The organism is Methylobacterium sp. Leaf125 (genome assembly GCF_001423085.1).
GTDB lineage: Bacteria > Pseudomonadota > Alphaproteobacteria > Rhizobiales > Beijerinckiaceae > Methylobacterium.
On the sequence record NZ_LMNU01000012.1, the window covers coordinates 659,460 to 685,548 of the forward strand.

General features: G+C 68.9%; 23 protein-coding genes and 3 pseudogenes. 15 read left to right on the plus strand and 11 right to left on the minus strand.

Going from position 1 to position 26,089, the window contains the following annotated elements; translation table 11 throughout:
• Nucleotides 1-405 precede the first annotated feature (405 nt).
• Together ASF58_RS27490 and ASF58_RS14175 are read right to left on the minus strand one after the other, a co-directional pair.
• Nucleotides 406-1,845 carry a sensor histidine kinase gene (locus ASF58_RS27490; protein ID WP_055953217.1) on the minus strand — a complete coding sequence of 480 codons (1,440 nt, stop codon included), beginning with the start codon at nucleotides 1,843-1,845 and terminating at the stop codon, nucleotides 406-408.
• Entirely contained in the window at nucleotides 1,842-2,525 is a 684-nt protein-coding gene (locus tag ASF58_RS14175; protein ID WP_055953220.1) for a response regulator transcription factor, read from the minus strand. The genes ASF58_RS27490 and ASF58_RS14175 overlap by 4 nt, the downstream gene beginning before the upstream one ends.
• Before the next feature lie 153 nt (nucleotides 2,526-2,678).
• Here ASF58_RS14175 and ASF58_RS14180 point away from each other — a divergent pair, with 153 nt between their 5' ends.
• From ASF58_RS14180 to ASF58_RS27135, 12 genes are all read left to right on the plus strand, one after another.
• Nucleotides 2,679-3,776 carry an ABC transporter substrate-binding protein gene (locus ASF58_RS14180; RefSeq protein WP_055953223.1) on the plus strand — a complete coding sequence of 366 codons (1,098 nt, stop codon included), beginning with the start codon at nucleotides 2,679-2,681 and terminating at the stop codon, nucleotides 3,774-3,776.
• Nucleotides 3,777-3,779: 3 nt separating this feature from the next.
• Nucleotides 3,780-5,450: an iron ABC transporter permease gene (locus ASF58_RS14185; RefSeq protein WP_055953227.1), complete on the plus strand. Its 1,671-nt coding sequence runs from the start codon at nucleotides 3,780-3,782 to the stop codon at nucleotides 5,448-5,450.
• The gene (locus ASF58_RS14190) at nucleotides 5,443-6,513 is read left to right on the plus strand and encodes an ABC transporter ATP-binding protein (RefSeq protein WP_055953230.1); all 1,071 of its coding nucleotides are present in this window, start codon (nucleotides 5,443-5,445) and stop codon (nucleotides 6,511-6,513) included. The genes ASF58_RS14185 and ASF58_RS14190 overlap by 8 nt, the downstream gene beginning before the upstream one ends.
• Before the next feature lie 365 nt (nucleotides 6,514-6,878).
• Nucleotides 6,879-8,498 carry a porin gene (locus tag ASF58_RS14195; protein ID WP_055953232.1) on the plus strand — a complete coding sequence of 540 codons (1,620 nt, stop codon included), beginning with the start codon at nucleotides 6,879-6,881 and terminating at the stop codon, nucleotides 8,496-8,498.
• A 188-nt stretch (nucleotides 8,499-8,686) separates the two neighbouring features.
• On the plus strand, nucleotides 8,687-9,802 hold the full coding sequence (locus ASF58_RS14200) for an AraC family transcriptional regulator (protein ID WP_055953236.1): 1,116 nt from the start codon (nucleotides 8,687-8,689) through the stop codon (nucleotides 9,800-9,802).
• A gap of 163 nt (nucleotides 9,803-9,965) precedes the next feature.
• On the plus strand, nucleotides 9,966-10,388 hold the full coding sequence (locus ASF58_RS14205) for an aspartate 1-decarboxylase (RefSeq protein WP_055953239.1): 423 nt from the start codon (nucleotides 9,966-9,968) through the stop codon (nucleotides 10,386-10,388).
• Between the two features lie 250 nt (nucleotides 10,389-10,638).
• On the plus strand, nucleotides 10,639-11,073 hold the full coding sequence (locus tag ASF58_RS14210; RefSeq protein WP_055953242.1) for a hypothetical protein: 435 nt from the start codon (nucleotides 10,639-10,641) through the stop codon (nucleotides 11,071-11,073).
• 199 nt (nucleotides 11,074-11,272) lie between these two features.
• Entirely contained in the window at nucleotides 11,273-13,276 is a 2,004-nt protein-coding gene (locus ASF58_RS14215) for an acetyl/propionyl/methylcrotonyl-CoA carboxylase subunit alpha (RefSeq protein ID WP_055953245.1), read from the plus strand.
• 79 nt (nucleotides 13,277-13,355) lie between these two features.
• Entirely contained in the window at nucleotides 13,356-13,787 is a 432-nt protein-coding gene (locus ASF58_RS14220) for a gamma-glutamylcyclotransferase family protein (RefSeq protein WP_055953247.1), read from the plus strand.
• A gap of 166 nt (nucleotides 13,788-13,953) precedes the next feature.
• The gene (locus tag ASF58_RS14225) at nucleotides 13,954-14,232 is read left to right on the plus strand and encodes an acylphosphatase (protein ID WP_055953250.1); all 279 of its coding nucleotides are present in this window, start codon (nucleotides 13,954-13,956) and stop codon (nucleotides 14,230-14,232) included.
• 114 nt (nucleotides 14,233-14,346) lie between these two features.
• Complete coding sequence (locus tag ASF58_RS14230) at nucleotides 14,347-15,069, plus strand: DUF599 domain-containing protein (RefSeq protein ID WP_055953252.1); 723 nt, start codon at nucleotides 14,347-14,349, stop codon at nucleotides 15,067-15,069.
• A gap of 161 nt (nucleotides 15,070-15,230) precedes the next feature.
• On the plus strand, nucleotides 15,231-15,479 hold the full coding sequence (locus tag ASF58_RS27135) for a DUF3253 domain-containing protein (protein ID WP_055953833.1): 249 nt from the start codon (nucleotides 15,231-15,233) through the stop codon (nucleotides 15,477-15,479).
• Here the strand turns inward: ASF58_RS27135 and ASF58_RS14240 are convergent.
• Nucleotides 15,437-16,270, minus strand: a complete 834-nt coding sequence (locus tag ASF58_RS14240) for a YdcF family protein (protein ID WP_055953255.1) — start codon at nucleotides 16,268-16,270, stop codon at nucleotides 15,437-15,439. The genes ASF58_RS27135 and ASF58_RS14240 overlap by 43 nt on opposite strands.
• A 259-nt stretch (nucleotides 16,271-16,529) precedes the next feature.
• On the opposite strand from ASF58_RS14240, the gene ASF58_RS14245 reads away from it, so the two are divergent.
• Complete coding sequence (locus tag ASF58_RS14245; protein ID WP_055953258.1) at nucleotides 16,530-16,796, plus strand: hypothetical protein; 267 nt, start codon at nucleotides 16,530-16,532, stop codon at nucleotides 16,794-16,796.
• Between the two features lie 362 nt (nucleotides 16,797-17,158).
• On the opposite strand, the gene ASF58_RS14250 is transcribed toward ASF58_RS14245, so the two are convergent.
• The 4 genes from ASF58_RS14250 to ASF58_RS14265 all read right to left on the minus strand — a co-directional run bounded on the left by ASF58_RS14250 (nucleotide 17,159) and on the right by ASF58_RS14265 (nucleotide 21,076).
• Entirely contained in the window at nucleotides 17,159-18,592 is a 1,434-nt protein-coding gene (locus ASF58_RS14250; protein ID WP_055953262.1) for a mannose-1-phosphate guanylyltransferase/mannose-6-phosphate isomerase, read from the minus strand.
• Nucleotides 18,593-18,812: 220 nt separating this feature from the next.
• Nucleotides 18,813-19,100 carry a hypothetical protein gene (locus ASF58_RS14255; RefSeq protein ID WP_055953264.1) on the minus strand — a complete coding sequence of 96 codons (288 nt, stop codon included), beginning with the start codon at nucleotides 19,098-19,100 and terminating at the stop codon, nucleotides 18,813-18,815.
• Nucleotides 19,101-19,240: 140 nt separating this feature from the next.
• Nucleotides 19,241-19,516, minus strand: a complete 276-nt coding sequence (locus ASF58_RS14260) for a hypothetical protein (protein ID WP_244477322.1) — start codon at nucleotides 19,514-19,516, stop codon at nucleotides 19,241-19,243.
• A gap of 567 nt (nucleotides 19,517-20,083) precedes the next feature.
• Nucleotides 20,084-21,076: a catalase family peroxidase gene (locus ASF58_RS14265; protein ID WP_055953270.1), complete on the minus strand. Its 993-nt coding sequence runs from the start codon at nucleotides 21,074-21,076 to the stop codon at nucleotides 20,084-20,086.
• Between the two features lie 264 nt (nucleotides 21,077-21,340).
• Here ASF58_RS14265 and ASF58_RS14270 point away from each other — a divergent pair, with 264 nt between their 5' ends.
• Entirely contained in the window at nucleotides 21,341-22,360 is a 1,020-nt protein-coding gene (locus ASF58_RS14270) for an NAD(P)-dependent alcohol dehydrogenase (protein ID WP_055953273.1), read from the plus strand.
• A gap of 306 nt (nucleotides 22,361-22,666) precedes the next feature.
• Here ASF58_RS14270 and ASF58_RS27140 read toward each other — a convergent pair.
• The 4 genes and pseudogenes from ASF58_RS27140 to ASF58_RS14280 form a co-directional block, all read right to left on the minus strand.
• Nucleotides 22,667-22,825: pseudogene (locus ASF58_RS27140) on the minus strand (catalase); the annotation flags it as partial.
• Nucleotide 22,826: 1 nt separating this feature from the next.
• Nucleotides 22,827-23,314 (minus strand): annotated as a pseudogene (locus ASF58_RS27145) (catalase); the annotation flags it as partial.
• A 98-nt stretch (nucleotides 23,315-23,412) separates the two neighbouring features.
• A pseudogene (locus ASF58_RS27150) lies at nucleotides 23,413-23,886 on the minus strand (catalase); the annotation flags it as partial.
• 293 nt (nucleotides 23,887-24,179) lie between these two features.
• A complete protein-coding gene (locus ASF58_RS14280; RefSeq protein ID WP_156375678.1) occupies nucleotides 24,180-24,851 on the minus strand; it encodes a hypothetical protein in 672 nt (223 codons plus the stop codon).
• Between the two features lie 133 nt (nucleotides 24,852-24,984).
• On the opposite strand from ASF58_RS14280, the gene ASF58_RS14285 reads away from it, so the two are divergent.
• Nucleotides 24,985-26,073 (plus strand): substrate-binding domain-containing protein, encoded by a 1,089-nt coding sequence (locus tag ASF58_RS14285; protein ID WP_244477323.1) that lies wholly within the window; start codon nucleotides 24,985-24,987, stop codon nucleotides 26,071-26,073.
• The last annotated feature ends 16 nt before the right edge of the window (nucleotides 26,074-26,089 follow it).

Genomic DNA, 26,089 nt, shown 5'->3' on the forward strand with positions numbered 1-26,089 from the left:
GAACCGTTCGCGAAGGCCGGCGGCGTCGGATGCATGCTGGCGCTCTGCGGAGAGGGAAGCGCCGGGAACCGACGCCCTGTTCGCGAGCCCGCATGACCCGTCGGCAACACGGTCGACGCTCCGCCCTCCTGCCGCTGGACAGCATCGGACGACAAACCGCTCGACCGCATCGGGACAGTTCAGGCTCGGGCAGCCCATAGATCCGCCCCATGACAGGGCGATGAAACACAGCGATCCATCGTGGGGTCGGTTGTCCGGCGCGCGCCACAACATGGCCGGCCGTAATCCCGGCCGGTCATCGGGCTTTCATCCCCGGACACCGATCGGTCTTGCGCGGGCAGCCTCCGGAAGCGTCCGAGACCGACGGCGGGATGGGCCAGCCTGAGCGCCGACCCGCCGGTCCCGTCACGCCCCGCCCGCGGCCGTCGCCGCGAGGGGCGGGTCCCGCTCGGGCGCGCACCGCAGAACGATGTCGGCGCGCAGGCCGCGCCCGTTCGGGCCGTTGCCGAGCGTGACCGTGGCGCCGAGTTGCCGGGAGAACGCGCGGACGATGGCGAGGCCGAGGCCGCTGCCCTCCGTGTCGCGTCCCTCGTCGAGGCGGTGGAAGCGTTCGAAGACCCGTTCGCGCTCCGCCTCCGGGATACCGGGACCGTCATCCGTCACGGCGATGCGGATCTCGGTGCCGTCCCGCGCCTCCACCGTGGAGACGGTCACGGCGACCTGCCCGCCGGGCTCGGTGTAGCGCAGGGCATTGTCGATCAGGTTGCGCAGGATCTCCGCGAGCAGGAGCGGTTCGAGGGTGACGCGGGTCCGGCCCTGCGCCTCGAAGGACAGGTCGATGCCCCGCCGGAGCGCCAGGCCGGCAAAGTCGGCGGCGGTGTCGCGCGCCAGGGCCGCCACGTCGACCGTGTCCGGCTTGGGGCGGCGGGCCGCTCCCTCCTCCACGGCCGCCAGGGTCAGCAGCTGCGCGATGAGGTGGTCGAGGCGGTCCACGGCGGCGTCGATATCGGCCCGCGACGCGGACCAGGCCGCGCTCGCCGGAGGCTGCCGGTCGAGGAGGCTCAGATGCGTCTTCAGGATCGCCAGGGGCGTGCGCAGCTGGTGCGAGGCGTCGGCGGTGAACTCGCGCATCACCGCGAGCGCGTGGTTGAGCTGGCGCAGGAGCTCGTTGAGGGCGCCGACTAGGGGCAGCGCCTCCTGCGGGACCCCCGCGACGGTGAAGGCCGGCACCGCGCCACGGCCGTCGAAGCGGCGCTGCTCCACTTCCCGGCGCAGGCGGTCGAGGGGGGTCAGCCCCATCTGCACCGCGAACCAGACCAGCAGGAGGCCGATGGCGGCCAGGGTCGAGCCCAGGATCGTCAGGGCGGTGAGCATCCGGCGCACCAGGAGGTCGCGACCATGGGTGGTCTCGGCGACCTGGACCAGGGCCGTGTGCCGGGTGACGTAGATCGGCTTGACCATCAGGCCGATGCGCACGCGCTGGCCGAGGAAGATGCCGTCGCGATAGGCTAGCGTCTCCGGGGGCGGGAGCGTCGCGGGCAGGCCCAGGTCCTTGTAGCCCGTCACCAAGTCCCCGTCGGCGGTGACGCTGTAGAAGATGCTGTCGCGCTCGGAGTTGGAGAGCATGCCGAAGGCCGCCGCCGGCACGTCGACGGTCACGTGCCCGTCCTGCACCGAGAGCCGCTCCGCGATCGACAGGATCGAGCCGGCCAGCACCCGGTCGTAGGCGCGGGTGACGAAGGCATCCACGAACCAGGTGGAGCCGGCCGCGAGCGTCAGCGCGAGGGCCGCCATCGGGATCAGGAGGTAGGCGGCGACCCGCAGGCGCAGCGAGCGGATGCTCACCGCGCATCCCCGGGCGGCCCGGGCTCCATCAGGTAGCCGAGGCCGCGCAGGGTGACGATGCGCGGACCGGTCTCGCCGAGATGCCGGCGCAGGCGCGCCACGTAGACCTCCACGGCGTTGGGCGTGATCTCCTCGTCGAAGCCGAACACCTCCGCGGTCAGGCGTTCCTTGGAGACGACGCGGCCCACCCGGGTCATCAGCGATTCGAGGATCGCGATCTCGCGCTTGCGCAGGGGGAGGACCCGGCCCGCGAGGGTCGCGATCTGGCCCGAGCGGTCGTAAACCAGGTCGGCGCAGGTGAGGATCGGATCGGGCTGGCCGATCCCGCGCCGGACGAGGGCCCGGACCCGCGCCTCGAGCTCGGCCGGATCGAACGGCTTGGCGAGGTAGTCGTCGGCGCCGAGATCGAGGCCCACCACCCGGTCGGCCACCGCCGCCCGAGCCGTCAGGATCATGACCGGGACCGCGAGGCCGGCCCGGCGGATCTCGCGCAGGACGTCGAAGCCGGAGCGGTCGGGCAGGCCGAGATCGAGCACCACCAGGGCGTAGGCTTCCTGGCGCAGCCAGGGCAGCACCTCCGCGCCGCGGGCCGCGTGGTCGACGGCGAAGCCGCTGAGGCGCAGGGCCGAGACGATCCCGCGGGCCAGCGCGGCGTCATCCTCGACGATGAGGATCCGCATGGAGTGCCCCGACCTCCCCGACGGCCGCGACGACCGCCATGAACTATGTTTTGCGACGCGGCGCCGGGCCGTGTCAGGATGATGCAAGCTCCCGTGGTTACCTTAACTGTCGACAGGTGCGCAACGAGACGCACCATCGCCAGGGAGCACACCATGAACAAGCGGCTCGCATTGTCGCTCGCGCTGTCGATACTTGGCCTCGTCGCTGAGGCGCAGGCACAGACGACAGTCCCGTCCGGTTATCCGGCGGATTATGCCGAGTTGATCGAGGCCGCCAACAAGGAAGGCGCACTGTCGATCTATTCGACGGCGGATGCAGCCGAGGTTTCCGAGCTACTCACCCAGTTCCGGGCGCTCTATCCGAAGCTGAAGGTCGAGTATGCCGACCAGAATTCTACCGAACTCTATAGCCGATACGTGGCGGAGGCGGCCGCCGGCGCGACTGCCGACCTGATCTGGTCTTCGGCGATGGACCTGCAGATCAAGCTCGTCAACGACGGCTACGCGATGACCTACGCCTCGCCGGAGAAGGGCGCGCTGCCCGACTGGGCGAAGTGGAAGGACCAGGCCTACGGCACCACCGCCGAGCCGATCGTCTTCGCCTACAACAAGCGCCTGGTGCCCGAGGCGGACGTGCCGCGCAGCCACGCGGACTTCGCCAAGCTCCTCGCCGCGCAGCCGGACGCCCTGAAGGGCAAGGTGACCTCCTACGATCCGGAGCGCTCCGGCGTCGGCTTCCTCTACGTCACCCAGGACGTGCAGATCAGCCCCTCGACGACCTGGGACACGGTCAAGGCGATGGGGAAGGCCAGCGCCAAGTTCTACACTTCCACCGGGGCGATGATCGAGCGCGTGGTCTCGGGCGAGCACACGCTCGCCTACAACATGATCGGCTCCTACGTCCTCCAGCGGAACCGGAAGGACCCGAACCTCAGCTTCGTCCTGCCGAAGGACTACACCCTGGTGATGTCGCGCATCGCCTTCGTCTCGGCCAAGGCCCGGCACCCGGCGAGCGCCAAGCTGTTCCTCGACTTCATCCTGTCGAGGGCCGGCCAGGTCGAGCTCGCCCGCCACGCCATGACCTCTGTTCGCGACGACCTGCAGGAGAGCCACGGCATCAGAAGCCTCCCGGGCGCCGGCGAGGTGACCCTGAAGCCGATCCGGGTCGGGCCCGAGCTCCTCACCTATCTCGACCAGATCACCCGCCTGCGCTTCCTGAAGCAGTGGCAGCGCGCCCTGGCGGCGAACTGAGCGATGCCGCGCGCCTTCCGCATCGCGGTGGTCCTGATCACCGCGCTCCTGATCCTCGGCCCCGTAAGCCTGGTGGTCTACCAGAGCTTCCTCAGCGGGCCGTTCTTCCAGCCGAACAGCACGCTGACGACCCAGGCCTACGAGTTCGTCCTCTTCGAGGAGGAGGATTTTCGCGAGGCCTTCCTGAACTCGGCGATCATCGCCGTGGGCATGACCGCGATCGCGGTGCCGCTCGGCTGCCTGATGGCCTTCCTGCTGGTGCGGACCGACCTGCCGGGCAAGCGCTTCATCGAGCCCCTGGTGCTGGTGCCGATGTTCGTCTCCTCGGTGGTGCTGGCCTTCGGCTTCGTGGTGGCCCTCGGCCCCGTCGGGCTCGTCAGCCTCTGGGTGAAGGGCCTCGTGGGCAGCATCCCCTGGTACCTCTACTCCAAGACCTCGCTGATCCTGATCGCGGGCCTCACCCACGTCCCGCACGTCTTCCTCTACGCGTCCTCCGCCCTGCGCGCGCTCGGCTCCGACGTGGAGGAGGCGGCCCGCTCCGCCGGGGCCGGCCCCCTGCGGGTCGCCCTGACGGTGAGCCTGCCCATGATCATGCCGAGCATCCTCTACGCCTCGGTGCTGGTGTTCTTCCTCGGCTTCGAGCTGTTCGGCCTGCCCCTGGTGCTGGGCGATCCCGAGCGCATCCTCGTGCTGGCGACCTACCTCTACAAGCTGACGAACAAGCTCGGCACGCCGTCCTACGACCTGATGGCGGTGGTGGTGGTCTCGATCATCTTCGTGACGCTGCCCCTGGTCTACACCCAGCGCAAGCTGCTGGCCGCCGCCAGCCGCTACGTGGCGGTGAAGGGCAAGGCCAGCGCCCAGCGCCCCCTGGCCATCGGCGCCTGGCGCTGGCCGGCCCTGGGGCTGATCGTGGCCTGGCTCGGCGTCACCGTGGTGATCCCCGTGACCGCGCTGGTGCTGCGCTCCTTCCTGGCCTCCTGGGGCGAGGGCGTCGGCATCTGGGAGAACCTGACCACCGCGCATTTCCGAGAGCTGATGGCGTACCCCAACCTCGTCCGGGGCATCGTCAACACCCTGCTCATCGCCACGGTCGGCGGCGCGCTCTCGGTGAGCTTCTACGCCCTCGTCAACCTCGCCCTGCACCGCTGGCGCTCGCGCTGGACGGCAGTGCTCGACTACCTGGTGCTGGTGCCGCGGGCCATGCCGGGGCTCATCGCCGGCCTGGCGATGTTCTGGCTGTTCCTGTTCACGCCGGTCCTGCAGCCCTTCCGCCAGACCCTGTTCAGCCTGTGGCTCGCCTACACGCTGGTCTGGCTCGCCTACGGCATGCGCCTCGTCAGCGCGTCCCTGCTGCAGATCGGCCCCGAACTGGAGGAGGCGGGCCGGGTCTCGGGCGCGCGCCCCGCCCAGGTCAGCCGCGACATCACCCTGCCGCTGATCAAGGCCGGCCTGATCGGCTCCTGGGTGCTGATCTTCGTGACCTTCGTGCGCGAGTACTCCACCGGCGTCTACCTGCTCAGCCCCGGCACGGAGGTCATCGGCTCGCTCCTGGTCTCCCTCTGGGGCACCGGCGCCGTCGACCTCGTCACCGCCCTCTCCACCGTCAACCTCGCCCTGATCCTCGTCGGCCTCGGCCTGATGTTCGCACTCGGGAACAAGCGTCATGCCTAAGCTCGTCATCGAAGACCTCCACCTCCGCTACGGCTCCGTCGAAGTGCTGAAGGGCATCGACGCCCGCTTCGAGGAAGGCTCCGTGGTCTGCCTCCTCGGGCGCTCGGGCAGCGGCAAGACCACCCTGCTGCGCTCCATCGCCGGCCTGGAGGAGCCGTCCCGCGGGGCGATCCGCATCGATGGGCGCCCGGTCTTCGACGCGGCCGCGCGGGTGAACCTGCCGCCGGAGCGGCGCGACCTCGGCTTCGTGTTCCAGTCCTACGCCCTCTGGCCGCATCGCACGGTGTTCGAGAACGTCGCCTACGGCCTGCGCCTGCGCGGAGAGAGCAAGGCGGGGATCGGCACGAAGGTGCGGGCGGCCCTCGACGGCGTCGGGCTCGGGGCCCTGGGGGAGCGCTACCCGTCCCAGCTCTCGGGCGGCCAGCAGCAGCGCGTCGCCATCGCCCGGGCCCTCGTCTACGAGCCGCCGGTGATCCTCCTCGACGAGCCGCTCTCGAACCTCGACGCCAAGCTGCGCGAGGAGGCCCGGATCTGGATCCGCGCCCTGATCAAGCGGCTGGGCATCACCGCGGTCTTCGTGACCCACGACCAGAGCGAGGCCCTCGCCATCGCCGACCAGGTCGTGCTCCTCGACGGCGGGCGGCTGGTCCAGTCCGGCACGCCGGAGGAGCTCTACGAGCGGCCCGCCACGCTGTTCGCCTCCGAGTTCATGGGCACCAACAACACCCTGACCCTCGGGGTGACGGAGCGCCGGAGCGGACGCACCCGCGTCACCCTGGGCCCGCACGCCCTCTGGGGCACCGACCGGATAGCGGGCGCCGCCCCGGCGAAAGCGCCCACCGGCGCGGCGAAGGGCGTGATCCGGATCGAGGCCGTGCGCCTCGTCGACGGGGCCGGCGAGAACCGGATCCCGGTCGAGTACGAGACCTCGATCTATCTCGGCAACCAGTTCGAGCACCTGTTCCGCTGCGAGGGCCAAAGCCTGCGGGTGCTCTCCCACCAGCGGGTGGCGCCCGGCCCGCACTGGCTCGAATGTCCGCCGGACCGCCTCTGGGTGTTCTGATGACCTGAACGGAACCGGCATGCGGCGGCGGAAACGCCGGCGCGCCCCCACGCTGCCATCCGACCGATCCGCCGGCACCGCCGACGCGGATCGGCGCGTCCTGCCGATGCCGCATTCGATCCCCGCCTGCACTGTGGCATTTATGATGAGAGCGCAGAAGATCAGTCCAATAGCCTGGACTCTCCCTAGTATAGACTTATAAAAATTGTATTTATCCGGAAACCGACAATGCAGTTCGGATAAAGCGCCGGATCCTGACTTGATCAAACAATCAAACCGCTCGTCCGTGCCGAGCCTCGGCTCAGCACGCAACGCGGGCGCATGCCGAAACGGCATCTCGAGTCTTTTGGGGGGGGGGTGACACCATGAAAGATCTCAATCGAACACTGATGGCGTCTGCGGCAGGTCTTGTCGCCTGCTCGTCAGCCGGGGCGGCCGATCTTCCGGCCAAGGCGTCCGCGCCGATCGAATTCGTCCGCGTCTGCAACGCCTACGGCAGCGGCTTCTTCTACATCCCCGGCACGGACACCTGCATCCGCCTCTCCGGGCGGGCCCGCTTCGAGACCGGTTACCAGACCAGCTACAGCCGGTCGTCGAGCGGCAGCTCGACCCCCGGCGACCTGGTGGGCTATCGCGGTCTCGCCCGCATCAACGTCGATGCGCGCACCCAGACCAGCTACGGCACCCTGCGGGCCTTCCTGCGCCTCGAGGCCGCGAGCCGCACCGGCATCCCGACGATGCGGTCGGGGACCACGGAGCGCATCGGCAACGCCATCCCGGCCACCGGGCAGGACCAGGCCGGACGCGCGCAGCAGTTCTTCAACACCGACAAGGCCTTCATCCAGTTCGCCGGCTTCACGGCCGGCCGGGCCTCGTCCTTCTACGATTTCTACGCCCACGACTTCGAGATCATCGCCTCCTCGATGAGTTCCGACGTGAACGCGACCAATCTCGCGGCCTACACCACCAAGCTCGGCGGCACCGGCTTCTCCGCGACCCTGTCGATGGAAGACCCGACCTTCCGGCGCACCCCGCTCTTCACGGCGGCGAACGCGCCCGGCACGAGCCTGGCCGCGAGCCCGCTCGTCATCGGCTTCGCCGCCAACGGGACGCCCACGGGGGTCGGTTTCATCGACGTCGTCCAGCGCAACCGCATGCCCGACTTCGTCGGCGTCCTGCGCTACGATTCGAGCTGGGGCTCGGCCCAGCTCTCGTCCGCCGTCCACGAGCTGAACTACGGCAACCCGATCGCCGGGGCCTTCGCCGGCTCCAACCTCGGCACCGCCGTGACGGCCGCCAACAGCGTCGCCGGCCCCGGCCTCGCCACCGCCTATGGCTGGGCCGTCCAGGGCGGCGTGAAGGTCAACGCGCCGTTCATCGCGCCGGGCGACGCTCTCTACCTCCAGGCCGCCTACGGCAACGGTGCGGGGATGTATACCGGGTTCTCGTCGTATACCGGCTCCTACATCGGCAACACGTCGTCGATCCAAGGCTCGGGCTTCAACCAGTCCTTCAACGATGCCGTCCTGAACCCGTTCTCGAACCGTCTCGAACTCTCGACGACGTTCACGGCCGTCGCCTCGTTCCTCCATTACTGGACGCCCGAACTCCGCTCCGCCCTCTTCACCTCCTACGGCGAAATCAACTTCGCCGACGGCGCCCGCGCGCGGCAGGGCGCCGCGTACGGCATCACCGCGGCCGGACCCGGCGTCCCGGGCACGCGGTTCTTCGAGGTCAGCCAGGTCCTGCGGGACACCTACCGCTTCGTGGTCGGCGGAAGCCTGATCTGGTCGCCGGTCCGCAACCTCGATATCGGCGTCGAGACGATCTACACCCAGTACGGCGTCACCGCCGGGCGCGTGCTCGACCTGAGCCGGTTCCCCGCGCAGAACGCAGCCTTCGTCAACAATCCGGTCAACGCGATCCGGACGAAGACCAGCGAGGACACCGTCCAGGTCCGGGCCCGGGTCCAGCGCGACTTCTGACGCCGTCCCCGGGGCCTCCGGGCCCCGCCGCGCTCGAAGCCGCCGCGCCTGCGCCCGGTCCCCCTGCCTCGGCGCAAAGGGCATGACGCGACGCCGCTTGGGACGATCACGAACACGTGGCGTGCCTGCGACCCTCGCGTGTGCCACTCCCGGCCTGCAAGGTAGGCGCGGAGCGCCCGGAGTGGGCGATGCGGGCAGGATCATCGGAGCGCCTGCCGCCTCCCCCGGAGCACCGGAGGGCCCCGGTCGATGCTTCGAACGCGGAGCGGACTGCCGTCGGCGAGGCCGTCTTCCTCCAAGAGGCGCTACCCCAAGAGGCGCTGGCCCAGAATGCGCCGAACCGCTTCGCGGCCTACCACGACCTCTACGCGATCGGCTCGACGGTCTCGCGGATCGGCGACCACTTCCAGGCCGCCGTCAGGGTCCGTCGCGCCGCCGGGTTGCTCCTGTTCGACCGCCAGGTCGCCGGTGCCATCCACCAGCGCGAAGCGCCGCGCGTCCGGCGCGACGCGCTCGAGCACGTCAACCTGCAGGTGCTGCGCTCGGGCCGCATGCTGGCGGGCGCTCCCGGTGCCGAGCGCCTCCTGGCCGCGGGCGACGCCGTCCTGTTCGACACGACGCGTCCACAGCGCACGGTCCTGTACGATGCGGATTACGTCACGGTCTCGCTGCCGCGCGACGTGGTGGAAGCGGCGATGCCGAACCTGCGCGACCTGCACGGGCGGGTGCTCCCGCGGGATGCCTTCCCGGCCCTCGCCGAGGCGGTGCTGTCGCTGGCCCGGGGGGCATCCGGCACCCCGGAGGCCCTTCGGGGCGGAAGCCGTCTGATCGCCGGCCTGCTGCGCCCGGCCAGCGACCTGCCGGCCTGGCTGGCTGGCGACGACGACGCGGGAGACGCGGCCCGGCGCCTGCGTGCCCTGCTCTTCATCGACGCGCATCTCGGGCGGCGCGACCTCGACGTGCACGCGGTCGCCTCCGGCTCCGGCATGTCCCGCAGCTCCCTCTACCGGGCCTTCGCCCCGGTCGGCGGGGTCGGGCGCGAGATCGTACGCCGCCGGGTGGCCCGCCTGCGCTCGGCCATCCTGCGGAGCCGCGGGGACGTGCGGATCTCGACCCTGGTCTGGACCCTCGGGTTCGCCACGCCGAGCCACGGCTCACGGGCCTTCAAGGACGCTTACGGCCTCGCGCCGGGCCAGCTTCGCGCCGAGATCCGGGCCCCGGAGGGTCGTCCCCCGGCGGATCTCGAGGCCGAACGCCTGCGGGGCTGGATCCGGGGCCTGAACGAATCGTCCCGGCTCTCCTGAGCGGCCCGGGACCGGTCCGCCCTTCGGCGGGGTCGGCCCACCGGGGAGCGGAGCGCCCGCGCTCCGAGCCCGCGCCCGTCGCCTTCCGGACGTCCCCAGTTTGAACTGGCATCCCGGCACGGCCCCGCCTAACAACGCGGCCGCACGAGGGAGAGCCAGACCGATGCAGAGTTTCGTCCGCGCCAAATTGCACGGCCTCAGGGTGACGGGTGCCGACCTGAACTATCACGGCTCGATCACCCTCGACGCGGAGTTCTGCCGGGAGGTCGGACTCGATCCCCTCGAATTCGTCGAGATCTGGAACAAGATGTCGGGCGCCCGGATCAGCACCTACGTGCTCTACGGCGCGGCGGGATCGCGCTGCTGCATCCTGAACGGAGCCGCCGCCCGCACCTGCCAGGTGGGCGACGAGGTCATCATCGCCTCCGCGACCTACGGCGCGATCGACGACGTGATCGCGCGCAAGCCGAAGGTGCTGATCTTCGGCGCCGACAACACGATCAGCGATCGCGTGACCTACGACGTCTTCCGCGACGCCGAGGGACGCCTCGACATGCGGATCCTCGGGCCCGGACTCGCGGGCTGACCGGACGCCCGCTTCGCCCGTCGGGCGGGGAGGCGAGGCGGGGCAGGACGGATGGGGCAGGGAGGGCGGCGCTGAACGGGTTTGCCGGCCCCGGACCGTCATGATTTCGAAAGGCTCATTCGTGAGCAGGCTTTAACCTGAACATTGATTCAGATTTGCCCGTTAACCGCTTGAACGATGCCGTCCTGCATAGTCGAACCATCGACAGAGACACAGACCGGCCAAGACAAAGCCGGGGAGGCATCAAGAGATGATCAACCTTTCGCTTCAGGTTTTCTGTAACCGTATCGTGGCCGCCGATTGCATCACCGCCGAGGATGTCCGGATCCTGGCGCGCGATGTCCTCCCCGACGGCTTCGTTTGCCGCGACGAGGCCGACATGCTGATCGCCCTCGACCGCATCGTCACCTTCGCGGATACGAGCTTCGGCGACTACCTCGTCGCGGCGGTGGTGGATTTCGCCGTCTGGGGCGAGCGCCCCACCGGCTACATCGATGCGGGCGTGGCCTCCTGGCTGGTCAGCACCCTGCGCGCCGGCAGCGGCCCGACCCGTCTCGCCGCCCGCCTCGCCCGCGAGGTCGTGCGCGAGGCCCAGGCCAGCGACGAAGCCCTCATCGCCTTCGCGCTGGCGGCCAACCGCGCCACCGCCGAGACCGACCGGATCCGCGAGTTGCTGGCGGCCTAAGAGCCGCCGGTCCCTGATATTTCGCATTCAAAATCATATGGTGCATCGCACCGTAAGATTGTGCCCCGCGCCCGTGCATAAACAGGCCTCTGGCCTGGATCCATCAGCTTCCCGAAGCCGCATAACTGCTTTAACGGGAACGAGCTTGGGCGTTTGTAAGACGCCGCATGTTCCCTGACGGACCAGAGTGCGCGGAAAGATGTTCGACAAGATCCTGATCGCGAACCGTGGCGAAATCGCCTGTCGCATCATCAAGACCGCCCGGCGCATGGGCATCAAGACCGTGGCGGTCTACTCGGATGCCGACCGCGACGCCGTGCACGTCGCCATGGCCGACGAGGCCGTGCATATCGGTCCGGCCCCGGCGGCGCAGTCCTACCTGCTGATCGACAAGATCATCGACGCCTGCAAGCAGACCGGCGCCCAGGCCGTGCATCCGGGCTACGGCTTCCTGTCCGAGCGCGAATCCTTTCCCCGCGCCCTGGAAGCGGCCGGCATCGTCTTCATCGGTCCCAACCCCGGCGCCATCGCGGCGATGGGCGACAAGATCGAATCCAAGAAGGCCGCCTCGGCCGCGAAGGTCTCCACCGTGCCGGGCTTCCTCGGCGTCATCGAGAGCCCCGAGCACGCCGTCACCATCGCGGACGAGATCGGCTACCCGGTGATGATCAAGGCCTCCGCCGGCGGCGGCGGCAAGGGCATGCGCATCGCACACTCGTCCGGCGAGGTCGCCGAGGGCTTCGCCCGCGCCAAGTCCGAGGCGGCCTCGTCCTTCGGCGACGACCGCGTCTTCGTGGAGAAGTTCATCACCGACCCGCGCCACATCGAGATCCAGGTGATCGGCGACAAGCACGGCAACGTGATCTATCTCGGCGAGCGCGAGTGCTCGATCCAGCGCCGCAACCAGAAGGTCATCGAGGAGGCGCCGTCGCCGCTCCTCGACGAGGCCACCCGCCGCAAGATGGGCGAGCAGGCCGTCGCGCTGGCGAAGGCCGTGAACTACGACTCCGCTGGCACCGTCGAGTTCGTGGCCGGCCAGGACAAGTCGTTCTACTTCCTCGAGATGAACACCCGCCTGCAGGTGGAGCATCCGGTCACCGAGATGATCACCGGCCTCGACCTCGTCGAGCTGATGATCCGGGTCGCGGCCGGCGAGGCCCTGCCGCTCGGCCAGGCGGACGTGAGGCTGAACGGCTGGGCCGTCGAGAGCCGCGTCTACGCCGAGGACCCGACCCGCAACTTCCTGCCCTCGATCGGGCGCCTCACCACCTACCGGCCGCCGGCCGAGGGCCAGTTCGGCGGCGCCACCGTGCGCAACGACACCGGCGTGGAGGAGGGCGGCGAGATCGCGATCCACTACGACCCGATGATCGCCAAGCTCGTCACCTGGGCCCCGACCCGGGCCGAGGCCATCGAATCCCAGGGCGAGGCCCTGGACGCCTTCGCCATCGAGGGCATCCGCCACAACATCCCGTTCCTCGCCGCCCTGATGGCGCATCCGCGCTGGCGCTCGGGCAACCTCTCCACCGGCTTCATCGCCGAGGAGTTCCCGGAGGGCTTCGTCGCCCCCGAGCCGAAGGGCGCGATCGCCCAGCGCATGGCGGCCGCCGCCGCCGCCATCGACCACAAGATGAACCAGCGCAAGCGCGGCATCTCGGGCCAGATGCGCGATCCGGCCCTGCTGCATTTCGAGCGCGACCGCGTCGTGGTCCTGGCGGGCGAGTCCTACCCGGTCACCGTCGACGCCGTCGGCGGGACCCTGATCGTCACGGGCGCGGACGGCACCACCTGGCCGGTCTCCTCCGACTGGCGCCCGGGCGAGCCCGTCTGGCAGGGCGAGATCGGCGGGACCCGCGTGGCGATGCAGGTCCGCGGCCTCCTCAACGGCGTCGCCCTGCAGCACGCCGGCGCCGCGGCCGAGGCCCGCGTCTACACCCAGCGCGAGGCAGCCCTGGCCGCCCTGATGCCGGTCAAGGAGGATGTCGGTTCCGGCAAGCAGGTGCTCTGCCCGATGCCCGGCCTCGTCAAGGCGATCCTGGTCAAGGAAGGCCAGGAGGTGAAGAACGGCGAGCCCCTGGCCATCGTCGAGGCGATGAAGATGGAGAACGTGCTCCGAGCCGAGCGCGACGCCACCGTCGCCAAGATCGCCGCCAAGGAGGGCGACAGCCTCGCGGTCGACGCGGTCATCCTCGAATTCGCTTGACGCGCCGCCGGCCCCGGAGCGCTCCGCGTCCTGTCCCGGGACGCGGAGCGCTCCGGGTCGGCCTCCCGGGACCCGGCCGATGCCCCTGTACTTCGCCTACGGCGCGAACATGGATGCCGTCGCCATGGCCGCGCGCTGCCCGCGCTCGACCCTGATCGGGCAGGGCCGCCTCAACCTGCACCGTTTCATCATCATGCGCGAGGGCTACGCCTCGGTGGTGCGCGACCCACGCGCGACCGTGCATGGTATACTGTGGGATTTGGCCCTCGGGGACGTCCCGGCCCTCGACCGCTACGAGGGCGTCGCCTCCGGCCTCTACGTCAAGGCGATGCAGCCGGTCTCGGTGCCGGGCGGGTCGAAGCGGGCGCTGATCTATCTCGGCGGCACCAGCACCACGGGGGCGCCGCGTCCGGGCTACCTCGAAGCCGTCCTGGCCGCCGCCTCCGCCGCACAGTTGCCGGCCGCCTATCGTGCGGAGTTGCAGACCTGGCGGCGCGGGCGCGCCGGTTGAGGTCCGGTCCCGGGATGGTCTTCGATCGCCCGGGCTCGGCTTTGCGCTCCGAACACCGGCCGGATCCGCACGGGATGCTGCGCGCGAAGGTCCCTCTTCATCGGCGGGTGCGATGTCGTCTTTCGCACCCCCCGCCATCACTGATGCCACCGAGGACAAGACTGCGATGCCCGAGATCCGAACCGTCGCGGTGATCATCCAGGGCCGGGTCCAGGGCGTCGGCTACCGGTTCTGGACACGCGGCGAGGCGGATCGCCTGGGCCTCGCCGGGCATGTCCGCAACCGGCCGGACGGGTCCGTGGAGGCCCTGTTCTCCGGAGCCCCCGACGCCGTGGCGCGCATGCTCGAAGCCTGCCGGCAGGGCCCGCCCGGCGCCCGCGTCACGGATATCGCCGTGACGGAGGATGCGGGTCTACCGCAGGAGGCCGGTTTCGCGATCCGCTGACGCTTCGTCCCGGGTGAGACACATCCGATGCCTCGTCGTCTGGACAGCGCGTCGGCATCCGCGCTAGCGCCCGGGCGGGACGCCCGGCGATCGGTCGTCGAGAGACCGGACGCGATGCTGACCGCCGACTTCTCCTACCTCGATCTCGCGGCCCTCAGCTACTTCGTAGCGGCCTGGGCCGGCTACGGGATCGCAGTGGCGCGCATGCGCGGGCGCCGTACCAGCCTCAGCCAGATCATGAACGCGCAGCGGGCGGAGTGGACGCGCCAGCTCATCGGGCGCGACAACCGCGTCGTCGACACCACGATCAACGCCTCGCTCCAGAACGGCACCGCCTTCTTCGCCTCGACTTCGCTCATCGCCCTCGGCGGCGTGCTGACCCTGTCGCGCTCGGGCGACGACGTCCTCACCTTGTTCGGCACGCTTCCCTTCGGCGCCATCGCCACGCGCCTGACCTGGGAGATCAAGGTGGCGGGCCTCGCCGTCGTCTTCGTCTACGCCTTCTTCAAGTTCTCCTGGGCTTACCGGCTGTTCAATTACGGTGCGATCCTCCTCGGCGCAGTGCCGCCGAAAGGTTCGGATGCGACGCCGGAGCAGATGCTGCGCGCGGCGCGCAAGGCGGCTGCGATGAACATCGCCGCCGGGAGCCACTTCGCACGCGGCCAGCGCGCCTTCTTCTTCGCGCTGGCCTATCTCGGCTGGTTCGTCAGCCCCTGGCTCCTCATGCTGACGACCACGGCGGTGGTGCTGGTCATGTGGCGACGGCAATTCGCCTCGCGAATTCGCGCCGCCCTGCTGGCGGAAGACGACGGGACAGGGCAGGGATGGCAGCCATGACGATTCCCAAGAAGCCCACGCGCCAGCGCACCTCCTCCCCGAAGATCCCCGCTTCGAAGGTGCCCCCGGCGCCTCCCCCGAAGGCCGCGGCGAAGCCGGAACCGAAATCCACGGGTCGCCCCGAACGCAAGGGGCCGTCCGAAGCGCTATTCGCGGAGACGATCCTGCGCCTTCTCGCGGCCCGCGACCCCGGCAAGACCATCTGCCCGTCGGAGGTGGCCCGGGAACTCGGGGGACCGCAGCCGGACGACTGGAGCCCTCTGATGCAGCCGATCCGTCGGATTGCCGTACGGATGACAAAAGCCGGCGAAGTGGCGATCCTGCGCAAGGGAAAGCCGGTCGAGGACCCCGATGACTTCCGCGGTATCTACCGGCTCGGCGCCGCAGCCTCGACGCCGGACGAGGCCTGAGGCGCCGGCAGCAGGGCATCGGTGTAGCCGCTGAGCCGGTAGGCGACGAGGCCGAACCACTCCTTCGTGACGATGTCCAGGAGTGCCAGCCCCTCGGACGCGAAGGCGTTGACGTGCAGGAGGTCGCCCCAACCGCCGGTGCGATAATCCACCGGATAGGCGGTGACGCCGAAGCCGGCCTCACGGAAACAGCCGATCGCCCGGGGCATGTGCCAAGCTGACGTGACGAGGAGCCAGCGCTCCCCCGGCTGCGGCTTGACCATGTCGGCGGTAAAGCGGGCGTTCTCGCGCGTGTTGCGCGAGCGATCCTCGAGGATCAGGCGCGTGCGCGGCAGGCCCATCGTGTCGGCGTAGCGACCGACAATCTCCGATTCCGAGGCTTTGCTTCCGGCGAGGCTGCCACTGCCGCCGGTGAAGACGAGGCGGCTCTGCGGATAGCGGCGGGCCAGATCCGCCATCGCGACCTGTCGCTCGGCCGCGTCATTGAGAAGGAGCTGACCGCGATCCGCCGAGAGCCGGGTCTCGATGGCACCGCCGAGAACGATGATCCCGGTCACCGGCGCACCATCGTCGACGAAGGCGGGAAATCGCTCCTCGAGGGGAAGGGCGATGAGGACGGGCAAGGGTGACAGACCGGCAATGAGAAGGAACAGGGCAGCCAGGCCGCCGATCCAGAGGCCGCTCCGAAGCCATCCTCCTGCCGCCAATCCGATCCCGAGAAGCACCAGGAGGGCAAGGGCGTTCGAAGGCGTCACGAGAAAATAGAGCAGCTTCGACAGGGGGAAGAACATGCGCGGGCAACTTGAGCGGGTGGGCAGGTGAGGCGTGATACCGCAACGGTCGCCGCCTTGTCCCGCGCGTTGCTCAATGACACGAACCTTCGCAGCGGACAGAGGCTGGTCAAGACACTGTCATTCGGTCGCGCAGGCCACGAGGCTGACAAATCTGTCTCGTAGCAGACCTAAGCAGGGACCACCGATTGCACTCGGCCCGCGAACGGCCTAGTTTAATTCCATGGAGTGGGATAAATTCCCACGGGTAATATTGTCAATGCCACGCTTTTTCATCGACCTCCACGACGGAGCCAACTTCGTCAAGGACAAGGTCGGATTCGAATTGTCCGACGAAGATGCGGTGCGCACGAAGCTCGTGCGCATCATGGCCAAGATTGCACAGGAATTCAGCATCGAGACCGAGCGACAGGACTATCTTGCGATCGTGCGTGGCGACGAAGCGCAGGTCCTTTTCCGGGCGCATCTGTCGCTCGATATCGAGCGGGTCGTGGGTACCGTCGAGGTCATCTCGGACGAGACCTAAAGACGTTCGACACGCCGGAAATCGCTCATCTCGAGCCGGTGAGGGACGAGTGGCCTTCCTGCTGAGACGGCGGAGCGCCCATCGGAGGTTCGCCGCCTGAAGACATTTTCACGATCATAACGTGTATCATCATCCCCTGCAGCGTCCTGCTCGCGCGATCGCGTGTGCGTCAGGCCCTGCAAGATCGACAGGCCCCCGGATAATCGAGCCCTGGCGTCCGTCTCCCCGGACCAGTCTTCTCGGCGGCTTTGGCGTTGCAGACGGTCAAGATACGCCGGCGGCGCATCACCGTTGGAGGCGATCACTTGCCTTGTGTGCGTTCCAGAGCCTCTTCGGGAGCCTTGCAGGGAAACGCCCGTGTCTCACCGTCCGTAGATATCTTCGACGCGGATGATGTCGTCCTCGCCGGTGTAGGAGCCGACCTGCACCTCGATGAGCTCCAGGGGGATCTTGCCCGGGTTGGTCAGGCGGTGCATCGAGCCGATCGGCAGGTAGATCGCTTCGTTCTCGTGCACCAGCACCACCGACTCGTTGAGCGTGACCTCCGCCGTGCCCTTGACCACCACCCAGTGCTCGGCCCGGTGGAAGTGCTTCTGCAGCGACAGCCGCCCGCCCGGCGTCACCATGATCCGCTTGACCTGGAAGCGCTCGCCGATGTCGATCCGCTGGTACCAGCCCCAGGGCCGGTACATGCGCCGATGCGCGTCCGCCTCCGGGTGGGCCTTCTCGCGCAGGCGGGTGACAAGGTCCTTCACCTGGCCCGAGCGGGCCTTCGAGGTCACCAGGACGGCGTCGGGCGTCGTGACCACGACGACGTCGTCCAGGCCCACCACCGTCGTCAGGTGCTCGCCCTCGCTGTGGATCAGGCTGCCATGGGTGTCGATGGTCTCGACCCGGCCCCGGACGGCGTTGCCGTCGGCATCGTGCGCCAGCACGTCCCAGACCGCGTCCCAGGTGCCGACATCCGACCACGCAAAGGAGACCGGACGCACGCCGGCATGCCGGGTCCGCTCCATCACGGCGTAGTCGATCGAGGTCTTGGGGGCCCGCCCGAAGGCGTCCGCGTCAAGGCGCACGAAGTCCAGGTCGGTCACGGCCGCATCGAGCGCCGCCCGCGTGGCCGCCAGGATCTCCGGGGCATGGGCCTCGAGCTCGGCCAGCATCACGTCGGCGCGGAACAGGAAGTAGCCGGAGTTCCAGAGGGCGCCCTCGTCGATCAGCCGCAGGGCGCCGTCGTGGTCGGGCTTCTCCACGAAGCGCTCGACCGCATGGTTGCCCGCGCCGCTCGAAAGGGCCGCGCCGACGCGGATATAGCCGTAGCCGGTGGCGGGCGAAGTCGGGGTGATCCCGAGGGTCATGATGGCCCCGGCCCGGGCGCCGGCCGCGGCGGCCTTGGCAGCGGCCACGAAGGCGGGGGTGTCACCGATGACGTGGTCGGCGGCCATGATCAGCACGACGCTCTCCGGGTCGCGCCGGGCCGCGTGCAGGGTGGCGACCGCCACCGCTGCGGCGGAGTCGCGCCGCTCGGGCTCGAGGATGATGTCGGCCGCGATGCCGGCCTGCTGCAGCTGCTCGGCGACGATGAAGCGCGCATCGCTGCTGGTCAGCACGGTGGGGCGCGCGAAGACGCCGGTATCGCTCAGGCGCTGGGCGGTGGCCTGGAAGGTCGAGGTCTTGGGGTCCACCAGCGGCGTGAACTGCTTGGGCATGCTCTCCCGCGACGCCGGCCAGAGCCGCGTGCCCGAACCGCCACAGAGAATGATCGGGTGAATCGATGCGCCGGCAGACACGGACATTCTCAGGTTCGCCTCATGGGGAGCTCAGCGTATCGCGCCGGCCGACCCGCCATAGACCGCATTCCAACCTGATCGTGACCTACCAGTTCGCACGATCCTCCGCCAGTATGGAGGCGCCAGCAGCAATGGCCATAGCGGCGGTAACCTTAAGTTAGACCGAGCTTTTTGGCTGCGGCCCGGACGCGGCCCAGCGCAGCACAGGTACCTGGAAGCCCCTCGATCAGCGCCGCGGCTTCGTCGGCTTGCGCGATACCGGCTGCGGCCGCCCGATCGGCTTGCGGGGCGTCTGCGCGGCCAGCGCCTCACGTGCGATGTCTTGAGGACGCGGTGCCCCGCTCGCGATCCGCTTGAGGGCGTCCGCCATCTCCTCGATCATCTGGGCCGATTCACCCTCGAGGGTTTCCTCGGCCCTGATCCCATTCAATTCGGGAGCGATCTCCTCGGCGGCTTCACGCAGTTCATCGACGAGTTCGGCGGGCGACCAGCGGGGGTAGGACGTTTGCGGCATGCCGCATCATGCCAGGACGCTCCGGCTCCGACAACGGCCGGCGCAGCAGGCCAGGAACGGGATCACGTGGCACGCACCCATCGGTGACGGGGAACTTTGCCAGAGCTGTCCCCGGGCGGAGTCGATACCCGCCAGGACCGTCAGCGGCCGCCCGGTCCACCGTTGGCGCTGCCGTTGGGAAAGGCTTGCTCCGGCCGGCTCGCATTGCCCCCGGCGGCCGAATTCGTGGTCACAGTATCCGCCCCCGTGGCCCCGTACGAAATCACCAGGTCGCGGCTGTTGCCGGTCGTGTTGGGCTGGTTCTGGATGATGACGCCGCGGCGGCCGTCCGGGGCCAGCAACCCCTGCGCCAGAGCGGACGATGTCATCAGGATCGTGAGCACGCCGGCGCTCAACAGGGGAGCGGACATCTTCATGGAAAGCCCCGTGGGATAGACCTGACGCGTAAACCGGCGTGGTCAGGGAGCTGTTCCTGTGGCGAAGCCGCGCCCCCATGTCTGCGGTACCCGCCATAGGGGCCACCGTGTGCAGGGTGCCCGGGCCCGCCAAAGGCCCGGTTGGTCTCGGCGCCGGGCCAGCGAAGCCTCTCCGGAGGTGCCGGGAACACCCGGTGCGGCGCGAGGCTTCTTGGATCGGACGAGTCGGAACGGTCCGACGGACGACGGAGACTTCGCACGATGTCCATGCACGCCCCTCTGATCGCAGGCGCGATCCTGATCGGCCTGGCGGGATCCGCATCTGCCGTGGACGGTTCGGGCAAGGCGGGTGACGGGTCCCAGTCGGGATCGCGCGGTCCCGCAGGTTCCGGAACGACGAGCGTGGGAGCCGGCGGACTGACCGGCTCCGGCGCGATCGAAGATGGCAGCCGCCGCACCGGTTCCGATGCGGCCTCCGACAAAGGCTCAGCATCGTCACGGCCCGGAGCCTCGGGTGCCCCGGCCGCCGGAACCACCCGGTGAGAGCGGATCCGGGAGCGACCGAGCCTATTGGCTCCGGCGTCCGAACGAGACGGCGTAAGCCTGGACCCGGGCGTCGATCAGGGGATCGTCGGAGACCTCGACGCCATCCGTGAGGGCGTTCGGCATGAACAGCAGCGCCTTCTCGGCCTCGGCACTGTCGGGCACGACCTTGGAGACCGTAAGGACGCCCAGGTCGACGATCTTTCGATCATCGGGCCAGGGCTTGGTGGCGTCGTTGGTCGGGTCGCCCGGCGCGGCGAGCTGCGCCTGGATGGTGAAGCGAGCCGGTTCTTTCGCGACGCGGGGACCGATTTCCGCCATCAGATAGTCCGGCTCGCGCTTGGCCGCCTCCTCGGGCGAGAGAATGTCTTCGCCCTGGACAGGCACGACGCGGAAGCGGAACGGTTGGCGCTTGCCATCCTTGTCGACGAAGATGAAGGCGTTCACGCCGTTATAGGTCTGCCTAGCCAGGCTCGACGGGGTCTGGGCCGTGCCGCCGGCCGTGGCCGCTGCCGGATGCGCCGCGGTGAAGCGCTCCAGAGCGGTCGGATGCGCCGCGTCCGGGCCACTCTCGGCGACCGCCTGGAGCAGGTCGCGGAATGCCTCGCCGGTCGCCACCGGGAAGTACTTGAGTGCATTCAGGACGACGTCCATCTCCGAGCCATCCACGAGCTTGAACTTCAGCGACATCCCGTGCGGATTCGCGTTCTTCGAGCCGTCGGGGATCGTCGGCACGCCGGTCGCATCCGAGAACCGGATCGTCACCGGAACGGGCGGTCCCTGGAACAGCGACGCCCTGCTGATCCGCGCGGCCTCGGCCGAAGGCGTGAAGCTGCCCTCCGCCACCACGCCCTTGGCATGGTTGGCGCGCTTACCCGGATGCGACCCAAACAGCTTGTTCATGACGTTGATGGTCTGTTCGGCGGTCGTTGCCTCCTCGGCACAGACCGGCGCAGCAGTCACGACAGCAAGAGCGATACCGGCCGCAAGAGCGTACTTGGTGCTGGATGAACGCATGACGATCCTCAGGGCAGCGTCGACGCTGGGTGCGTCGACTGGCTGAACTTGGAGTCGTTCTTAAGCGCGAACGACGATGGTCCACAATGCGACGGTTGCTGCGCGATCCGGACTGGGCTGCTTCATCCCGGCGGAGTCCGGCCACACTGTCTCGACAGGCGCCGAGCCTGCGGACACCATGGAAGTCCGGCGCCCCCATTCCCGGCACGGATTTCGCCCCCTGCAGGGCCGGTACGTTGCGCCGGCGAAACGGACAGGTTGAGAATGACTGGATCGACATCCCGCGCAGTGATCGTTCAACCCGGTGGTGGGTTCGACACCGTCGGCTTCGGCGAGCGACCGGTTCCCGAGCCCGGCCCCGGCGAGATCACCGTCCGCCTGCGGGCCAATTCGCTCAACTATCACGACTACGCCGTGGTCAGCGGCATGTGGGGCCCGAGCGAGCCGCGCGTGCCGATGTCGGATGGGGCCGGTGAGGTCGAGGCCCTGGGACCGGACGTCGACGCGTTCGCCGTGGGCGACCGCGTGGTCAGCACCTTCTTTCCAACCTGGACGGAGGGAAATCCCCAGGTCGAGGGATTCGCGACCGTGCCGGGCGACGGCATCGACGGGTACGCCCGCGAGCGCGTCACTGCGTCCGCGATGGCTTTCACCCACGCACCGCGAGGGTGGGACCATGCCGAGGCGGCGACGCTGACGACGGCGGCGCTCACGGCCTGGCGGGCTCTGCACGGGGATGCGGGGCTGAAGAGCGGTGACGTCGTCCTGGTTCAGGGAACCGGCGGCGTCTCGCTCTTCGCCCTGCAGTTTGCGAAAGCCGCCGGCGCCACGGTGGTCGCCACCTCGTCGAGCGAGGAAAAGCTCGAGCGCCTGCGTGCTCTGGGGGCGGATCACGTCCTGAACTACCAGTCCGACATCACCTGGGGTGAAACGGCCCGGCGCCTGACCGACGGGCGCGGCGTGGACCACGTCCTCGACGTCGGTGGTCCCGCGACCCTGGAGCAGTCGATGGCGGCCGTGCGGGTGGGCGGCCACATCTCGGTGATCGGCATCCTGACTGGTGTGGCCGGACCACTTCCCCTGGTGCCCGCCCTGCTTCGGCAGATCCGCCTGCAAGGCGTGCTGGTCGGCAGTCGACGCCAGCAGATCGAGATGGTCCGCGGCATCGAGGCCTGCGGGCTGCGTCCGATCATCGATCGCCGCTATCCCCTGGCGGATCTTGTCGCGGCGTTCCGGCACCAGGAGAGCAACCGGCACTTCGGAAAGATCTGTATCGAGATCTGATCCGCCGCCGCGCTTCCCGACAGACCCGCAGCAGGAGGGTGACGGCCGCGACGGCGATGACTGCGAAGGTAGCCGAGATACCGCCCCTCCCGCGGCAAGCGAATCGCCAGGAGGAGGTCTTCGAGCCAACATCGCTGATGGATCGCGGTGGGATCCCGGAGAGAACACCACCACGGATCGAGTCAGCGAGGCGAGGCTCGAACGCCAGCAGAGCAGCGAGCGGGTGTCATGAGCGCCCGGTCTCGCCGCGCCTCAGTCACGTGCATCGGGCGCGATTGCCGACCGTCGGCATGAGTTCACCGGGCCTCAACGCACCGTGCCGGGCTCGTGGATCGGGCAGCCATTGAAGCGTTGGCGAAACTCGGCCGAGTGCCTGTAGGGCGCGTTGCGAGCGCGGTTGATGTTGCCCAGGGGCTTATGGGCGGCGAGCCCCGTCCAGATGCTGAAGCGCATCTCCTCGTCGACNCGAGTGCCTGTAGGGCGCGTTGCGAGCGCGGTTGATGTTGCCCAGGGGCTTATGGGCGGCGAGCCCCGTCCAGATGCTGAAGCGCATCTCCTCGTCGACCGCCTGGACGCGCGTCGCATCCCAGCTGTTCTGCGGCTGGACCGTGATCAGCCCCACGCGTTGGAAGGGGGCTTCCGCCTCGTTCCACTCCACGGTCGGGTCCTCGACAGGCTGGCGCTCGAGATCGCGGCAAAGTTGGACGCGGAACTCCCAGACACCCTCAATGGCGCGCATCTCGGACTGCACCGTCTCGCGGATCGCATTGGGGCGACCGGACGCATCGATCTGGTGACCGGTCAGCGCGGTGAGCGCCGGGGCAACTGGGGCGACCGAAAACTTGGCGACGTAGTCGCCGTACCGGAACGGCGTGACGCTGTAGTAAGTCTCGCCGAGCGGGTCGACGTTGGGGGCACCGCCGAGGGACGCCAGCGTCGTGCTCTCCACGCCCANTGCCGTACCGGAACGGCGTGACGCTGTAGTAAGTCTCGCCGAGCGGGTCGACGTTGGGGGCACCGCCGAGGGACGCCAGCGTCGTGCTCTCCACGCCCACGGCCTGAAGCGCCTTGTTGACGCCCCGCAGCACCGTCGAGGCTGCGACCTTCAGGCCTTCGGCCCGATCCGTGGTGCCGGCCAGCAGCTTCAGGCTGCCGAGGAACTTGTCGGCACTCGGAGCCTGGAAGACCTTGCCGTTGACCATGATGAAATTCTGCGTGGCACCTTCGGCACCCGGCAGCCGCTCGCCCKCGACGTCCAGCACCTTCAGCGCCAGCCCCCGCGGCAGGGACACGGCGTCGGGAAGGATGTCACCCGCRTTGGTAGACAGGCGCATCAGAACCTTGTGCGTCCCAGGCCGGGCGAACAGGCCTTGCGCAAGTTCTTCGGGTAGGGCGTCATCGATGCGGAGCTCGCCCTCCAGGATGCCGTGGATCTTGTCGAAGGTCTGGTTGAGCTGCGCGATGGTCACGTCCTCATCGGACGTCACCACCTCGACATCGGGACTGTAGCGAACGGGGGCTTGCAAGGTCACGAACTCCGGGCCGGATCGGGTTTCAGGTGAACCGATCGATCCAAGCTCCGTTCCGGGTTGTGCCCCGTCAACGGTTCGTGAGCCCCCCGGGGGGCTGCAAGCGTCGATCCCTCACTCAGCTCGGACGATGGCCGTCATCGCAGATCGCCGGACACTGGCGGCGAATACCCGACCCCCCGCTCGACGCTGCACCGGAGCTTCCGAACGGAGCGGCTAATTGGGATCGCGGATCGCCGCCATCGCTGCTGCCCCAGAGACCGGCCCGACTCGCCGCCCAGGTCTCTCGCTCAGCGCGGTGCGTGATTTTCCTCCCGGCCGTGCAGGAGACCTGGCAGGAGACTAGGCAAGAGACTTGGCAGGAGCCCGGGTCGCAGGTCAGCGACCTTCGTCCATTCCCAGAGGGCGCGGTCCAAATCCTGGAGGGTGATGCCGCAGCTTCGGGAAAGGTCCCGGCAGAACGCGAGGTAGTGGAGGTAGAGGTCGAGCGGCAGGGATGCCTTCGCGCCGATCTCGAGCGGTCCCCAGCCGAGGGCCTTGAGGCCGCGAGGGTCGATGACGGCGTACTGATCCGGCCGGATGACTGCCAGGATCGCGGACGCGACCGGGACGGCAACTCCGGAGAGACCGGTCAGGACCGACACGGCCACTCGTGGAGTCGTGGCGAGCAACGCCGTTCGCAGAGCATCGGCGACCTCCTCGTCACTGTTCCTCTGCTGACGCGACCGGCCACGGTCGCTGACCTTCCAGGTCAGAATGGGCGCCAGATTCTCGCGCGTGCAGCCGCCGTTCCGGATGCGCGCGCCGGCGGCGAAGGCCGCTTGCTCCTTCACGTCGATCCGATACCCGGCCGCGAGGCCTGGAATCTCCGACGGTGAGAATTGCAATTGGAGGGGAAACGCCGCGTCGCGCGCGAGGCGCGACGGTCCGAAGGCGTGCGTCGCTCGAAGGGTGGGAGCCAAGTTCAAATCTGCGATTTGCAGGAGGCAGCTACGGGGCTCACCGACCCCGGATCGCGAGCGGCGCAAGCCAACACCGGAGCAGGACCGGTCCCGATCTCCGGCTCACGCTTCATACGATTGGATCCTGTCATTTGTGGCCACCCCAAGCGTGCTCGCTGGTCACAAACGCGTAGAAAGATGTTATGCCGACAGCAATATGACGCAGACATCCGATGACATGCCAATCGACATCGATCTCGCTGTGGGCGGCACGATCACCGTAGGGTCTCACCGCATCTCGGTCGCCGAGACGGTTACGGTGTTGGACGCGATCGCAGAGACGGGCTCCGTTCAGGGCATCGCCACCGCGCTCGGCCTCTCCTACCGGGCGGGCTGGGAACGCCTTCGAGCGCTCGAAGCCGCGCTCGGGCACCAGCTCGTCCAGAAGACGCGCGGGCACGGCAGCGCATTGACGCTCACGGGTGTGCTACTGCGCGAGTCCCTCGGTATGGCCTCGGCCAGTCTCGCCATGCCGATGGCCCGGGAAGCGCGTGTCATCGGCGCGCGCCTCGCGCCCGTCCTGACCGGAGCCCCGCGCCCGGTCACGCTGGTCGCCAGCCACGACCTGCTCCTCATGGACGTTGCCGCGACGTGGCCGGGGCTCGCACTGGCGATCGCCGGCAGCGAGGATGCCGTAGCTCGCCTGACCGAAGCCCGCGCCGATGCGGCCGGATTCCACTGCGGTGCCGTAGACTGGCCTTCGGCCGGTCCCGCCTTCGCAGAGCTCGCGGCCAATCCCGGTTTCCGGATCCGGATCCTGTTCGAGCGTGAGCAGGGATTGATGCTCGCAGCGGGCAATCCCCTCGGCATCCGGGGCGTGGCCGACCTCGCCGCGGGGAGAGCCCGGTACGTCAACCGCCAGAAGGGCTCGGGCACGCGCGTCTGGTTCGATCGCCTGCTGGCCCAACACGACATTTCAGCCGACCGGATCCGGGGTTACGCCACCGAGGAATTCACCCATCAGGCGGTCGCTGCCGTGATTGCCTACGGCGCCGCCGATGCCGGGCTCGGCGCACGGGCGGCGGCCGACCGGTTCGGACTCGATTTTCTCTCCGTGGGCTGGGAGCGCTACTACCTCGCAACCGCTCATTCCCTGGTCGACGCCACCTTCGATTCCCTCGCCGAGGCTCTCACCGAGCGTGCGTGCCGGACATCCGGATACCGGCCTGCCCAGACCCTGTGAGGCATAGGAACAGGGA